The organism is Paraburkholderia sp. JHI869, from assembly GCF_038900775.1.
GTDB lineage: Bacteria > Pseudomonadota > Gammaproteobacteria > Burkholderiales > Burkholderiaceae > Paraburkholderia.
Genome location: NZ_JAYMSC010000012.1, coordinates 22,077 through 36,597, shown reverse-complemented (window position 1 = coordinate 36,597; position 14,521 = coordinate 22,077). Strand labels below are relative to the sequence as shown.

14 protein-coding genes are annotated in these 14,521 nt (G+C 61.7%); 2 read left to right on the top strand and 12 right to left on the bottom strand.

All coding sequences use genetic code 11. The features are described 5' to 3' along the window. Both VSR72_RS20780 and VSR72_RS20775 read left to right on the top strand, forming a co-directional pair. Positions 1-414, top strand: a complete 414-nt coding sequence (locus VSR72_RS20780; protein WP_342954218.1) for a polymer-forming cytoskeletal protein — start codon at positions 1-3, stop codon at positions 412-414. Positions 415-433: 19 nt separating this feature from the next. Next, a complete protein-coding gene (locus VSR72_RS20775; protein WP_342954217.1) occupies positions 434-655 on the top strand; it encodes a hypothetical protein in 222 nt (73 codons plus the stop codon). Between the two features lie 134 nt (positions 656-789). Here the strand turns inward: VSR72_RS20775 and VSR72_RS20770 are convergent, their stop codons facing one another. From VSR72_RS20770 to VSR72_RS20715, 12 genes are all read right to left on the bottom strand, one after another. Then, on the bottom strand, positions 790-2,502 hold the full coding sequence (locus VSR72_RS20770; protein WP_342954216.1) for an ATP-dependent helicase: 1,713 nt from the start codon (positions 2,500-2,502) through the stop codon (positions 790-792). 10 nt (positions 2,503-2,512) lie between these two features. Continuing rightward, positions 2,513-3,385, bottom strand: a complete 873-nt coding sequence (locus VSR72_RS20765) for an ATPase (RefSeq protein ID WP_342954215.1) — start codon at positions 3,383-3,385, stop codon at positions 2,513-2,515. A gap of 231 nt (positions 3,386-3,616) precedes the next feature. Further along, positions 3,617-4,216 (bottom strand): DUF4400 domain-containing protein, encoded by a 600-nt coding sequence (locus VSR72_RS20760; protein WP_342954214.1) that lies wholly within the window; start codon positions 4,214-4,216, stop codon positions 3,617-3,619. Between the two features lie 209 nt (positions 4,217-4,425). After that, positions 4,426-4,947 carry a hypothetical protein gene (locus tag VSR72_RS20755; protein WP_342954213.1) on the bottom strand — a complete coding sequence of 174 codons (522 nt, stop codon included), beginning with the start codon at positions 4,945-4,947 and terminating at the stop codon, positions 4,426-4,428. Between the two features lie 12 nt (positions 4,948-4,959). Further along, positions 4,960-6,840: a conjugative transfer system coupling protein TraD gene (gene traD / locus VSR72_RS20750; RefSeq protein ID WP_342954212.1), complete on the bottom strand. Its 1,881-nt coding sequence runs from the start codon at positions 6,838-6,840 to the stop codon at positions 4,960-4,962. Continuing rightward, a complete protein-coding gene (locus VSR72_RS20745; protein ID WP_342954424.1) occupies positions 6,837-8,210 on the bottom strand; it encodes a TraI domain-containing protein in 1,374 nt (457 codons plus the stop codon). The genes traD and VSR72_RS20745 overlap by 4 nt, the downstream gene beginning before the upstream one ends. A 23-nt stretch (positions 8,211-8,233) precedes the next feature. Next, entirely contained in the window at positions 8,234-9,277 is a 1,044-nt protein-coding gene (locus tag VSR72_RS20740; protein ID WP_342954211.1) for a type IV secretion system protein, read from the bottom strand. A gap of 8 nt (positions 9,278-9,285) precedes the next feature. Beyond that, positions 9,286-10,035, bottom strand: a complete 750-nt coding sequence (locus VSR72_RS20735; RefSeq protein WP_342954210.1) for a DUF4141 domain-containing protein — start codon at positions 10,033-10,035, stop codon at positions 9,286-9,288. A gap of 10 nt (positions 10,036-10,045) precedes the next feature. After that, the gene (locus VSR72_RS20730) at positions 10,046-12,520 is read right to left on the bottom strand and encodes a type IV secretion system protein VirB4 (protein WP_342954209.1); all 2,475 of its coding nucleotides are present in this window, start codon (positions 12,518-12,520) and stop codon (positions 10,046-10,048) included. Then, a complete protein-coding gene (locus VSR72_RS20725) occupies positions 12,514-12,846 on the bottom strand; it encodes a VirB3 family type IV secretion system protein (protein ID WP_238467153.1) in 333 nt (110 codons plus the stop codon). The genes VSR72_RS20730 and VSR72_RS20725 overlap by 7 nt, the downstream gene beginning before the upstream one ends. Continuing rightward, entirely contained in the window at positions 12,833-13,219 is a 387-nt protein-coding gene (locus VSR72_RS20720; RefSeq protein WP_342954208.1) for a TrbC/VirB2 family protein, read from the bottom strand. The genes VSR72_RS20725 and VSR72_RS20720 overlap by 14 nt, the downstream gene beginning before the upstream one ends. Before the next feature lie 20 nt (positions 13,220-13,239). After that, entirely contained in the window at positions 13,240-14,286 is a 1,047-nt protein-coding gene (locus VSR72_RS20715) for an ATPase, T2SS/T4P/T4SS family (protein ID WP_342954207.1), read from the bottom strand. Between the last annotated feature and the right edge of the window lie 235 nt (positions 14,287-14,521).

Below are 14,521 nucleotides of genomic sequence, written 5' to 3'. Positions count from 1 at the left end.
GTGAAATCGCAAAACACGCTCAACGTAACGCTGCTCGCGCCCGGTTCGACGATCGAGGGCAATCTCATCCTCGACCACGGCCTAAGTCTCTTCGGCATCGTCGACGGAAACCTCATCAGCAACGAAGGCCTGCTGCATGTTGGGGCGAGCGGACTGGTGAAAGGTCAAGTCGAGGGCGAGCACGTGCGCATCGACGGCACCGTCGAGGGGGATCTGCGCGCACGCGGTTCCCTTGAAATCAACGGGCGGGTACGGGGCAACATTTTCTACTGCGGGACCATCAGACTCGGCGAACGCGCCTCCCTCGAGGGGCAACTCAAGCGCGTTCCGCGCGAGCTAACGATCGAAGGGCCGGCAGCTGTGCCCGAGCCATCGAACGTCCAGCATCTGCCGCGTACAGCCAGTTCTGTGTGAGGAAAAACGGAGCTTTTCGATGACAAGCGCGACGAAGACGAACTCGGTGAGCCTCAAGGAACAGACGTTAGACGCGCTGTGCTCGTTCATCGCGCTCGCGATAACGATAACTTTGCTCGCGATAACCATAGCTTTCTGCGGCGCAGTGGCACTTTACGACCTTGCCGTGATCACCCATCCTGACCACGCTCTGGACTATGCGATCGCCTGGGGTCGTCTCATTGCGCACGGCGTCTTTTGACGCAGCGAGTATCGCTGAAAAGGAACCCACGGGCCGCACGATGCGGCCCGTTTCGTTTGCGGAAGCACCGGTCACAGCACCGCTGTAGGTTGCCTCAACCCCGTCGGCGTCGTAGTTGCTCGCAAGTTTTCGATTCAGACCTCTGGGACCTGGGATTCGTGGATGAAGCGCGTGGGCGGATTCTTGCGGATCGAGGTGATGGTGAGCGTTTCGCGCGCGCGTGTCATCGCGACATAGAACAGGCGCCGCTCTTCCGGCTCAGGGCTCTTCGGGTCAGGCACCACGCTCTCTTCCGACCGCGTGATCCACACGTGGTCCCATTCAAGACCCTTAGAGCTGTGCATGGTCGTGAGGACCAGCGCATCGGGCGCGGGCTCATTGTTGGCTCGCTTCAGGAACTCGATCCGCTCGCTGAAGGAGCCATTCAGGCGCGAGATGACGTCGTACGTCGCGACGATCGAGCGCTCTGCGGCCTCCTTTCGCACGTACAGCATCATCCATTCGCGTACCCCCTCGATCGCTAGCGAGTAGAACTGGCGCTCGCACAGGGTCTGCCATTCGGCGAGGCGCTTCATGAAGCCCCGGTAGGCCGTCGCGGTATCCTCGTTGAGGCCGAGCGCGATCAGATCCTTCTTCTGCTTCTGCACGAGCGTCGCGCCCATCGAGTTGTGCAATGCCGTGAGGTCACGCGTGCTCATACCTGCGTAGCCAAGCACCGCGTCCAGTCCGTTGAGCTTGACGCGCTGGACGATCTGCAGCAGGTTGCACATGAGCGCACCTTCGGGCTGGTCGAGCACGGATCGTCCCGATGCGCGGTAGTACTTCACGCCATACGAGCGACACACCGATTCGATTGCGTCCAGCACACGGTTGGTGCGAGACAGGATGGCGCACGACTGACCTGCGACGAGCAGCGGCTGCAACGCCTCGACGGCGGCCGCCGCATCCTCATATTCGTCGTTAAATCGTCGCGCGACGACGGTGCCCCCGGCGCCCTTTTCCGCGTGTAGCACCTTGGCAATACGGTCGGTGTTGTGCTGGATGAGGCGGTCGGCCGCGGCGAGGATCTCGGAGCGACATCGGTAGTTGCTCCCGAGCACAACGCGCTGCGCATCGAACTTCGTGGCAAATCCCTCCATGCCCCGAAAGCCCATCGCCGCGCGAAAACCGTAGATGCTCTGGTCGTCGTCACCGACCACGGTTACGCGCGCGCCTGCGGCAGCATGCAACTCCACCCATCGATACTGCAGCGGATCGGTGTCCTGGAACTCGTCGACGAGCAGATCGGTGAACGCATAGGGCTCAATGTCCCCCGACTCCATTCCCGCGATCGCCAGACGCAACATGTCCTGAAAGTCGATCTTGCCGTTGCGCGCGAGCGCGTCCTCATAGGCTTCGTAAAGAATCGCCTCGGGGGAGCCCTCGATCGCGTGTGTGATACCCGTCTTGAGTTGCTCGATGACGGGAACCGCTTCCTCGACCTTCCAGTTCAATCCCGTCTCGGCTAGCACGCGCATCAGCAATCCGGTCCGGTCGCCGTCCGATGCTATATCGCGGCGCTTGCCACCGGGCCTGGCAAGCTGCCGAAATCCCAACGAATGAAACGTGCCAGCTATCAGCCGCGACTTGGCGCCCGCGCCAGCAAGCGCGAGGATGCGATCGCGTAACTCCATCGCCGCATCCTTGCTGAAGGTCACAGCGCCTACCCTGCTACCAGGCGCGGCGAGCAGTGATGCCGCCTTGGACGCGATCGTTTTCGTCTTGCCAGCGCCGGGACAGGCCACCGCGAGGCAATGCCGCTGCGCCTGCGCAACTTCGAGCTGCCTGGAGTTCAGAGCGTCGAGCATGGGTCAACGCTCAGAGGCCGCGAACCGTGGTCATCAGGCGCAGGTGGGTCATGTACCCGCGCACGCCCACCGGATGGAACTTGCGAAGAAAACGTGCAGTTTCCTCATCAATATCGGACTGGTCGCGCACGCCGTTCCAGACCAGAAAGTCGAAGTTGTCCATCAGCCGGTCAAAGCGCGTGATGACTGAAAGAACGCGCATGGAGAAACGCGAGTACGCCTCCACCGTGATCTCGAGCGAAGGCTTGGTGACGGCGGGTCGGAAGACGATGTCGCCGCGCTGGGTCATTTCACGCTCGGTCCGCTCGCGGAAGCCATCAGCAACCTGAAGTTGCTCGTCCACATATGCCTCAAGCGCCTTCACCTGCTTTTCAAACCAGGTGTCCACGGTTTCCTTGTCGCGCTCGCCAAAGGTCGAATTGCCGAAGCGCTGGATGTTCAGGCTCATCCGGTTCAGGTACGGCCACCATTGCTCAAAAAGGGGCCGCAGGCGCGTATGGTTCAGGCGCACCGCCGCAGGCACGATCGCGGCGCCCGAGAGTTGCTTGTCCAGCAGCTGACGGCCGATCTCGCGGCGACGGCGAACGATCGCGGCGCGCTCGGCAGGCGGCAGGTCACGAAAGAGGCGACGGGTACGTTCGACCTGCTCACGCTTGTCGTCGGCCTCCGAGTCGGTAATCATGCCTTCACGCTGAAGCGTGGTCGCGTCGTTCTCCATTTGCTGGAGCTCGTTCTCCAGCTCACCGTCGTCTGCGCCGTCCGTCACGTTGGCCACGCCGGCTATGGCTTCGGACAGCGCGCTATCCGGCTCCAGCGGCTTCGCGAGGGCGGTAGCGATTGCCGCCTCGTCGATCAGAATCGTGTCTTCGTTGTTGGTGCTCATGTCGGATTCCTGGGAGAGTTGCACGCGCACCAGCGCGCGGCATTTGCTTATTGTTGCGGGGGCCGCGCAGCGCTTGCGGGCAAAACGCGTGGAAATAATGGGGCTTTTGGCCATTCGTCCGTAGCAGGACCGGCGACGACAGCCGCTCGTTTAGGCGCCTAAACGCTTAAACGCAAAAAGCTCACAAAAAATGGGAGCTTTTCGGGAATGAGAAGTGGACCGGCGGCGGTGTCAGGCCGACGAGCTGACAATCCAGAGCAGCAGAGGAAGGAAGATCGCGAGGATCGTCCACCACTGCGCGATGAGCGACACTGGGAGAACAAGAACGACAAACGCACAGCCCAGCACGACAAGGACGCCATGCATTGCCAGGTGAAACGAGAGCGGGCTGGCGAAGCCCGCTGCTGCGGCTCGGATCCGGCGCCGCATGGTGCCGTCCACCCACGCTGCCATGCACAGCACGATCGTCCCAGCGAGCCACGCCTTCATCACCACCGCACGGTAGAGCGCTCGGTAGGTCTGCATCCAGAAGTGCCGGGCCCAGCCCCGCGCAAAGTCTCGCGTGCCATCCGCGTCAAATCCGTCGCCGCCGCCGCTCAATGTCGCCGCCACCGCGCCGGTGGTCACGAAAAAGCGGCGAAACAACACGTTTGTCGTGTCGACCGAGGTCTCCGCGCGTTCGTCGCCAAGGGCCTGGACCGCTGATTGCGATTCGGCGTCGCTGATAGCGAAGAGTCCATCGTCCGGAATGATTGGGAGAAGGACGCTAGCGAGAAGTGGCACAACGAAGAACCACCACTTCACATGCCGAACGAACCTGCTGCTAGCCATAGAGCCACGCTCCAACACGGAAAATGAGGTAGGCAGGAAACGCGATCAGGCCAGCAACACCGAACCAGAACCGGGCCGGATTTCGAACGATCACAAGGGCCAGGCCGTACGCCCTGGCGCCTCGCCCGCGCGCGAACTCACCCGGCGCGGGGGCAGCGGGATCATCCTGCGCCGCAGCCGTTGTGAGCGCGCGCTGCGCGTCTGCCGGGTCAAGCCCCGACAGCACCGCTATCAGGGTAGCTGTGAGCGACATCGTAGTCCTCGAAGTAAAGCCGGAAACCCTCTCCGGTGAGCGAGCGCGCGGCAAGCTGGAAAGCGGCGGTCTTGTGCGTGATGCGTTCCGGGCACGCCTCGTCGACCATCTCGATGGTGCAATCGGGAAAGCGTGCCTCGAATGCCGTCACGGGTTCGAACATCGGGGACCATACGTGCAGACGTTCGCCCTGGCGTGCCACGTAGCGACGCGCGTACAGCAGATGTGCGCGGCGAAACAGACCCTGCATGAATGCAACGTGCGGTTCGCCAGTCTTGCGTACGCGCTTGTACGCAGCCAGTCCGTCCTCGAGCATTTCGCGCATCAGCGGTCCGCTCTCGCCGACGAACCGCTCGCCGATGAAGTCTGCCAGACGCGAACAGGCGAGTTCCAGTTCGGGTGCGAGCGTGAACACCGGCACGAGATGGGCCGAAAGCTTGTAGTCGCGAATGATTTTCTTGAACACGGTGGAAGTCATGCCTTTTTATATTTAGCCTTGCAGGATTGGAATACGGCCCTGATACACAGCGCCACCCGAGATGCGCATGAAGTACTGCAGGTTGGGTAGCCGCTGGATGAGCGCAGTCGGGATGAGCGGTGCCTTTTCCAGTTGCAGCGAACGTGTGATGCCACCGTTAAATTCACCGATGTGGCCTTCACTGCCACGGCTCGTAGACCCGGAAATCTGGATATTGCGGATCGCTGTCTCCCCGACCTTGTCCGAGAACCACTGTGCCGTGTCGCTGTCCTCCAGTCTAAGGATTACCTGGTTATTGAGGTTGCCCAAAACCTGCAGCATCTTCGCGGCGTTTCCGAGTTTCGCCTCCAGGTCCGAGCGCGTCTGGAATGCGACGAACGCCTTGAAGCCCGCGCCGCGGCCCTTGTTCAGGATCTGGATGACCTGTTCGTTGATCGCTTCGGCAACCTCATCGATGACCAGAACGACATCAGGGTTCGTCTTGTAGAAGTTGTAGATCGCGCCGCACACGGCCGCCACGTCGGCAAGTACCAGAGAGGCGATGGCCTTTTGCACGATGCTGTTCGAGAGCGAGTCGAAGCCCATGTAGAGCACGGCTTTCTGCTTGATGATCCGGTCGATGTCCCAGATCTCGCGCTGGTCCTCGAAGTCCTCGACCTTCGGTGCGAGCATGAGACCCGTCTCACCGGTGGCGAGCATCTGAAGCAGCGGCATCACCGAGGCGATCACCCGTGTGTAGTGGTCGCGATCGTGCGTGTGTGTTGCGATGAGCCCATCAATTGCCTCGTGCCCGTGGTCCTCGTGTGCGTACCGTTCGTTGTAGAGCAACACCATCGCATCAACGCGCGACACGCTACCGGGCTTGCCGCCTATCTGCGTTTTCGTGGTCGCGACCAGCTCCTCCCAGTTCACGAGCCCCGCGTCGCGGAAGAAGCGTTCGAGGCTGCGCTCCAGAAGCTTGGCGACGCCCGCCTGCGCGTATTTCAGGATCGAACGCAGGTTCGGTTTGTCGCCGACATACAGTTCGCCCTTCACCGCGCGGTCGATGAAGAGGAACGCGAAATCGCGGAACGGCCCCTCCTCCATCAGTTGGGAAATGCGCCCTGGGATTTCGGAAGGTTGCGACCAGTTTTCGAGCGGGTTCAGGCGGATCGACTCATGGGGCTTCGCCTGGCTGAAGTACAGGAACTTGCGTCCGGCGCGTTCGCATTCGCGCTGCACGCGAGCCTTCCAGTCCTTGTCGTTCTTTGGGTCAATGACGATGAGCACGTCACCCAGATGGATGACCTGGCTGGACAGTACCTCGTAGGTGCGAGTCTTCCCGGAGCCTGTCGTGCCACCTACTGCCGTATGGCCGCCCATCGCCTTGTAGTGGAATGGCACGAACCCCTTGTCGGGCTCCATGCCGTGAATCCACGACGCGCCCTGCGGCATGCGATCCCGGATGCTGTCGGCAGGCGCGAAGATTTTCTCGATCGCTTCCTCGATCTGGCGACCACGCCGCGTCTTGCCCAGCCACTTCGGGAGCCCCGGAATGTCGGTCGTCGGCATGCGCAGAATGTCGTGTGCGATCTGGCAGTGCTTCTGCGTCCACTCGAAGCCCATGCCGAGGTACATCGAATCGCTTTCCTCGCGCATGCGCTTCTGGATACGCAGCAGGCGCGGCACGTCAAGCGTGGTGAGCCACTTGGTCGAGATTGCCATGCGAAACCGCAACGCTTTCCATACCTGCCGACCACGAAGCAGCAAAGGCAGGAGCGCGGCGAGTCCAAAGACCCAGCCGTATGGCATTCCAGTGAACGGTAGGACCACGAAGGCGACGAGCCAGAAGATCGTAGCGCGGAACTCGTATATCGGCCGGAAATGGTTGATGTAGCTTGTCGTGGCGTTCATTCGGCGCCTCGTTCGAGGATCAGTTCACCCGCGCGCGGCGCGAGCACGATTTCCGCCTGCACATTTGCGACGAGCAGTCCTCGTTTGCGAAGATATTCAACGAGCGTGTCACTTGCCACGCCGTAGCTTCCGACGAGACGCTTTGACACAGCGAGCCCCTTGTCGGTCCAGTTGACCTTTGCCTTGTCTGCTGCAACGTCTTCCCGTAGCGCACGGAAGAATTCCCGGATCATATTCGGCTGGCCTTCGAGCACCGCATCGAATCCTGCGGGCGCGGCCGTCGGCGCTGGACGCCCAGCCGGACGAATAGCGGCCGGATCGATGGACGCCTGCGGCTGCTTCTCGCCGGCAAACGGCAGGCCGAGCTGCGAATCGCCTTTCTTGCGTGACTCGGCTGATCGTGACGGTTCGCCAGTCTCGTGGGGAGGCACCGCCGATGGCGCTGCGTCGACGACTATGGGGGCGACTGACGGAAGGACTTCAGAGGCCGCCGCTGTAGCGACGGTCGTGGCGCCCGGGCTGGATGCCGCCGCTACCGGTTGTGCGAGGGCCTCGGTTGCTGGAGCGAGGGGGGCACTCGGTGAGACTGACGGCGAGGGTGCGGCTCCTGCAGTCGGCGTGGTCGGCGACGGCGTCACGACCGGCTGAACGGCCGCTGCAACGTTGATTGCGGGCGGCACAGGGTACTGAACAGCCTCGAAGACTGCGTGCTGCGCCTTTTTGTCAAAGTCGACGGCGACTGCTACTGCCTGGCGCACGACCTTATGCACGAGCGATTCACCAGGCGGCGCAGCGACTGATGGATTGATCGCCCCAAAGAGATGGGCGAGCACCTCGGCCTCGTACCCTGCCAGCAGTTCGTGGCCAATGAGATTCTGCGCAAATAGCGCTGTGCGCATACGCTCAATGGGGAGCGGCGCTTGCCTGCGCTGAACCGCATAGGTGTCACCGGCGAGCCACGGTCCGAGTGCTCCATGTCCAGCTGGATTCCATTCCGCGCAGTCGCGGCTTCGCAGCACGATGAAATGCCGGTAGGGTTCATCGAGTCCCGAGCAGAGCGCCGCGAGAAAGACCGCATGGTTGTATTGCGGTTCGACATGCCGGCGCTTTTCCGATGACAGATTCGTTCCAAACTTCTGTCCACCAGCGAGTCGCATCGCATAGAACGCGGTTTCCACGGTGCAGCGGAACGCCCCGCCGGGTTCGCGATAGAGATCAGGCGAGTACGGCAGGCTGGAGAACCACGTTGCGCAGCGCGCGAGCAGGTCACCCCAGCGCAGGCGGTAGTCACCGTCGTTTGCCTCGTTGGCGGCCTGTCGGATAAGCGCGACGCGGCGATCGTGCGCGGCGAGCAGCGCAGGAGCCTCCATCGATTGATGCAGGGCAGTGCCGCTCACAGGATGCCTCCAGTGGCGACGCTCGCTGCCTTCTTCATCATCGAGCCCGATGCATTGGCGCCGCCGCCAAACATGCCGGCCATCTTGGGAATTTCGAACGAAAGCAGGAATACGAAGAGCGAAAGGTCGAAGACGTATGACGCGCCTTCGGCCGTCGACAGGCCCATGGATGTTGCTTCGTCGATAGCGCTGTTCAGCGACGTGGCAACGAGCTTGAGCAGGATCGCCGAGACCACACAATACATGCCGGCACTGACCATGTAGTCAAGCCACGATTTGAAGTAGCCGCGCGTGTACGACGAAAATCCAAGCGCTACCGCGATCTGCCCCATCACAATCCCGACAGCGGCCTGGATCAGGCCAAGGTTGTTCATGAAAGCGAAAACGATGCTGGTAATCACCAGAACGAGGTAGGCGAGGAGCAGCGGGAACAACGAGATCGTGAGCGCGACATAATTGGTCCACGACGTGCCGTTGTACGCCTTTACGACGGCCTCCATGACCGCGCCGCCTGCAGCTGCCATCGACGACGATACGCCCTGCCCTGCGCCCGACTGGATCATGTTCGCGAGCGTCTGGAACCAGTCGTAAAAGCCCGGCGCGAAGGACTGGTAGCTGACGTAGATCGACGCGAAGATGCCGAGCGTCCCGACTTCCTCGAACACCGTCACCCACGCAGACACGGGATCCCGGGTGGCGGAGTACCGGATAAACGTCAGGACCAGCGTGATAACGCCCAGACCTGCGGCGAACTTGTCGGCTTCGCTCTTGATACTCTGACTAACAGTGACCGCTGCCGGGATCGCCGCAGCAAAGAGCGACGCCGCCTTTGCCGCCGCCTTGGTTGCGCCGGCTGCGATCTCGCCCTTGTTCATCGTCGAGCCGAACGTCTCGTTGCCCGACGACGACTGCGTGACCGTGGTGCCAGTTGATTCGGTGATCTGTTGCCCGAGTGCGGGTGAGTCATCGGCCCATGCGGGTGCTGCGAGAAGCCCGAGGCTCACGAGGGCGAGCACAGGCAGGAACTGACGGAAGCGCATTTTGCCCCTCAATTCCCGTTGGGGAGTGCGTCGAACGCTGCGCGCTCGGTGGTCTGCTGTGCTGTGTACGACTGCGCGGCCGACAGCCGGTCCTTGGCTGCGGCGTTCGTCGACGCCTGCTGCTGCGCGTCGTTCTGTGTTTTGGCGGCCATCATCTGAAGCATGTCTGAGTTCTGGCTGCTGACGAGGTCCAGGTAGTGCGTCGTGAGTTCGGCCGTCGCTTGCTGGGTCGGCGTGAGCGACAGCTGCGACTGCAGGTCCGACCGGCGCTGCGCGAGGGTCTGCGTGTGCTGCATCACGTTGTTGCCCATCTGGAACAGATTGGTCGCCGTCGCGTCCCCCTGCTTGTACAGTTCGCTCATATCCGACATCCACTGGGTCGGCGACTTGCCGGACGTCGAAATAAGGTTCTGCACGTGGGTGATGTAGGACGAACCCTGCTGCAGACTTCCGTATAACTGGGTCAGCGTGGACGTGAGGCTGCCTACCTTCGAGATATCGCCGGTGATCTGGTCGTACTGCGCCTTCATTGCCGTCGGGTTCAGGTTCGTGGCCTGCAGCAACTGGTTCGCCATCATCTGGTACTGGTACGCGATGTTGGTGTCCTGATAGATTTCGCCCTTCACAGCCTTCGCAGCGGTGATGAAGTTCTGCGCAAAATTGGTCGGGTCGAACACGACGAGCTGGGCGTGTGCAGCCGAGGAGATGCACAGGAGCGTTGCCGTTGTGGCCACGGCACGAAACAGGGTCTTTTTCACTTTCGGTTCCTCAATCAGAAAGAAGCATTTCCCGCATGTAGTTGTCCGTCCAGTTCGCATCGCCAGACGTAAAGTGCCGGTCGAGCACAGTCTGCGCGCGGCCGTCTGCGCGCAAGGCCGCGAGCGTTTCCTTGTCAAAGTTCGCCTGCAGCATGCGGGTCTGCGTGGGCGTCACCCACAGGTAGTCGCGATTCGGGATCGCATTGACGATCATTTCGATCTGCCCTTCGCTCAGGCCGAACACATCGCCGTACAGCTTCATGCTGCTCCGCGCATCGGGGTTGGCCAGATAGAAGATGTTCTGCAACTGTTCCTTGAGCACCTCGAAGTTCGCGACCCGCTCGAACTGCTTGAGCGACTGCGTGGCGAGCGCGAGCGTGCCGTTCAGGCGCCGGATCGTCACAGCCCACAGTTCGAGTCGTGCATAGAAGCGTGGGTACAGGAAGAAGAAGCCGCATTCTTCGACCTCGATCACCGTGAAGCGCTTGCCGTCCAGCCACTGCGAGATCCGGTAAAACGCGTAATCTGTAAAGAGGAGTGCTGCTTCCGGGTTGTTCTGGAACAGGTCCCCGCACTCGATCGAGAGGTTGTCCGAGAGTGAAAAGGCATCTTCGACATGGTCGAAGAAATTCCCGTTCTTTTCGCCCTTCGTCCAGATGCGCAGCCGCTCACGCAACTCGGCCGACAGCAGCGTGGTCAGGAACGACAGCGTCCAGTACTCGTGGCCGTAACCCGTTGCGAGCATCGCGACGCGCTCGAAGATCTCGCGCTCCTGCGTCGGCGTGCATTTGAAGGCGTCGTCTTCGATCGCCATCTGGACCCACGTCGCGACATACGCGTAGTGACGTTCGTCCGAGAGCAGCGATAGGGGGTTGATCGGCGTTGCCGCCTCGTAGCGCCCAGTCACGTCGATGAACCGACCTCCCGAAAGGACCGTAGGGATTCGGGTGGACCGTTCCTTGTCGAAGCGGATGCGCCGCGCGTCGTGCCGCGCCATCTGGGAAAGCAGGAAGTTCAGCAGCATCGTCTTGCCCGCGCCGTTCGGGCCCACGACCAGCAAATGCGAGCGTCCGCCCGGGTGATGAAGAACGACGCGCTGCAGCGTCCGGTGACGCGTGGGCAAGACCGTCGTTGCGCCGGTCTTGCGACCAAACTGCTGCGTCAGCCATTCGTTGATCTCAGGGCCTTCCGATACCCCGCGCATGGGCGCCACATCCGAGACAGCAGCCGTTTCGACGAACTGCAGCCGCTTTTGCTGGTCCCAGCGTCCGGGCAGCGTCGACGCCCAGGCAGCGCCCAGGTTGTCCTTTTCCATCACGAGACCGAAGCCCGCATTGCTCAGTCGCCCGACCACATCGGAGGTCGCCTGGTCGCATTCCTCGATCGTGTCGCCGTAGACGAGCACGGAAATGTTCGCAAAGCCGTATTGCGTACCCTCGGCGGTCAGCTTCTTGAGCGCCTCTTCGGCCTCGTCGGCCAGGGTCTCGCGCCCCTTGTCGTTCTTTTGCTCTTCCTTGGCAAAGAACTGCTTCAGGATCGCCCACGGGTTAATTGCCGCCGCCTTGAAGAACTTGCGCACGGACTTGATGAAGGCTTCCGCGCGGCTCGTGCTCAGGAACCGGTACATCACGCAGATATCGAGTTCGGCATCCACGTCGCAGAGCACGTCGAGCGCGGCTTCCTGGAATCCAAGCCATTCCTTGACCGCGATGATCTTGGCGAATCGCTTTCCATGCGCCGATTCGAACAGGAGATGCTCGGCGCCATACGTGACAAACGATTCGGTCAGGTGTGTGTCGAGCATCGTGACCGGATAGCGCACGCGCCGCGGTGGCACGGAAGGATTGGCTGTCTGGTGCAGGTGCGCCAACGCGGTCTGCAGTTCCAGACGTTTCATCTTGAGCCGACCCATGCCGCCTCGGAACGCATCGAGCAGGCCTTCGAACCGGCGAATGTCAGCAGTCAGCTGATCGATGTCGAAGGCGAATGCATTGCGCGTGAGCACCTGATCCCGGATCGCCTCGAAGACGGCCAGCGGCATGGACTTGCCACCGACCTTCAGGTGGTAGCCGACCTTCTCGAAGAACTTGTTGAAGCCCGTCTCGGGCGTGAAGGCCAGCGAGAGCGAGTGCGAGTTGCGAAAGAACTTCCCGCTTCCGATGTTCAGCCGGTTGATCTCATCGAGCCGCGTGTCCAGCGGCGACGCGAATTCGCCGTCGATCGCCCCCTTCACCCTTCGGTGCGAGAGTCGCCACCATGCGGTGACACGATGATCGAAGTTCTTGCAGGCGTTATCGAGGTTGTTACGCGCCGCTGTGATATCGCTGGTGTTCGGGGTATCAGCGTCAACGCCATCGAACGTGAACGAGGTGAGCAGGGACCCGTCCTTGTCGAGGACGAGGTCCGGCGTAACCATGGTGGCCCAGGGGGCGATTTCCTGTACGGGACGGCGCGCCAGCGCACGCCGTTTTCCTGGCTTCAGCATGACAGATCCTGATCGAAACCGTAGGGCCGACGAAATCGGGCGGACCACTTCCCGCCCGGTGTCGGCTCATGGACGTCCGGGTAGCGGTTGTAGACGAGCATGACCAGACGCCACCAGGGGTCGCGCGAACTCATCCACCGCAGGAAGAAGTGCATTCCCATGCCGAGGCAAATGAAGCCGATCGAGCTCACGAGGTCAAATCCGCACGCGTAGCAGAGCAACAACGTGATGAACGCGTTTGCCTGTGCAAGCAGTCGGTCCGCCCCGCCAATCTGGCGAGGTAGGGACAGCCCGCGGCTGACCTTGACCCGGTTACGTGCAGACATAGCTGATCTTGAAGTGGTCCTTCAGCACCGGAATCGCACAGGCTGCGAGACCGACACCGACGAACACGCTGCCTAGCACCTTGCCGAGCGTGCTTTCCGAGTTCGCAATTGCGATGAACGCGATGATCATCACGACCAAACCGATACAGAAGAGCCAGGGGCCGCTGATGTAGTTCGAGATCAGACAGATTGCGTCCGTTGCCGGACCGAGATCACTCAGGTCGGTCGAGGTGGCCGACGCGACAGGAGCGATCGCGCTGAGCGCGGCCGCGATCACCGTGGTGCGCAGTTCCCGGCGGCTGAACAGGCGCGAGCACGCCGTGCGCGCCCGGCGCGTGGCGTTCTGAATGAAAGAGGCGAGGTACTGCTTCATCGTTGGTCCACTCCAGTGGTTTAGAAAACGCGTTTGAGGATGTAGTCCCCGTTGTCATAGCCCCGGACTTCGAGGATTTCGGAGAGATGGCGCATTTCGCCGGTGCGCTTCAGGTGAACGACATAGTTGAAGCAGCTGGCGATGTTCTGTCGCAGGTCGGAGATGTCCCAGCGCGTGCCGGAGGGCACGCCGAGCATGGCGAGACTCTCAAGCCGGCGCAGCCCGCCTCGCGCCGTGCTCGAGTGAATCGAGCCTAGGCCGCCGTCGTGGCCGGTGTTCAGTGCCTGGATGAAGTCGTAGGCCTCGCCGGCGCGCACCTCGCCCACCAGAATCCGGTCGGGACGAAAGCGCAGGCAAAGCGCAACGAGCATCTGGGTCGAGACCCCGGTGTCGGTGTTTGAGAGAAGCCGCAGCTTGTTCGGCACCGGCAGCTTCAACTCCATCGTGTCCTCGATTGTGATCACGCGATCTTCATCGGGGATCTCGGCGCCCATGGCATTGAGCAGGGTCGTTTTGCCCGATGACGTACCGCCGGCCACGAGGATGTTCTTTTTCGCGCGCACGATCTCGCGCAGCGCCTGACGCAGCTCGTCGTTTTCGATGCCAGGTCGAAAGAATTCGAAATCGACATCCTCGCGCGCGCGAGAGCTAGAAAACGCACCGGCCTGTACGTAGTCGTCGAGCGATAGGTGCTTGTCGCGGTGCTTTCGGATGCTCAATGCGTCGCCGTCAATGGCGGTAGGACGCATGACGGCAGCGATACGCAGGTTGCCGTGGCCCGCGTTCAGAATCCCCTGCGCCGTGCCCGCCTTCGCCGACTTCTCAACAGAAGAGGCGAGCGAGTGAATCGCGCCCGAGAGCGTTGAAGGGTTCAGTTCGAGCGGCACACGTGTGAGCACCCCGCGACGCTCGATCCAGACGTCCTTCGGGTTGTTGACCATCACTTCGGCGATGTCGGGCGCGTCGAGAAACTCGCGCAACGGCGCAAGCGACGCGAAGAACATCTTGACCGCGCTCTCTTCGAGGCGGTTGAACTTGAGCAGGAGGTTTTCGGCGGCATCGGACATGCTGGTATTGTTCCGGGCCGTCCGCCCCGCCGACCGGGCAAAAGGGTAGCGATATTCGGCAGCTTTTCCGAACGTCCACGCACCGGTCCCGGGGGAAGTGTGTTGCCCCACTCCCGTTTAGGCGCCTAAACGCTTAAACCCGGAATGGTGCAGTTTTTGTGCAGCTTTTCGCCCGCTCGCATCCGGTTCAGTGGCCGCGCGTAGCAACGCGTGGGCGAAAAAAAACCCGGCTCAA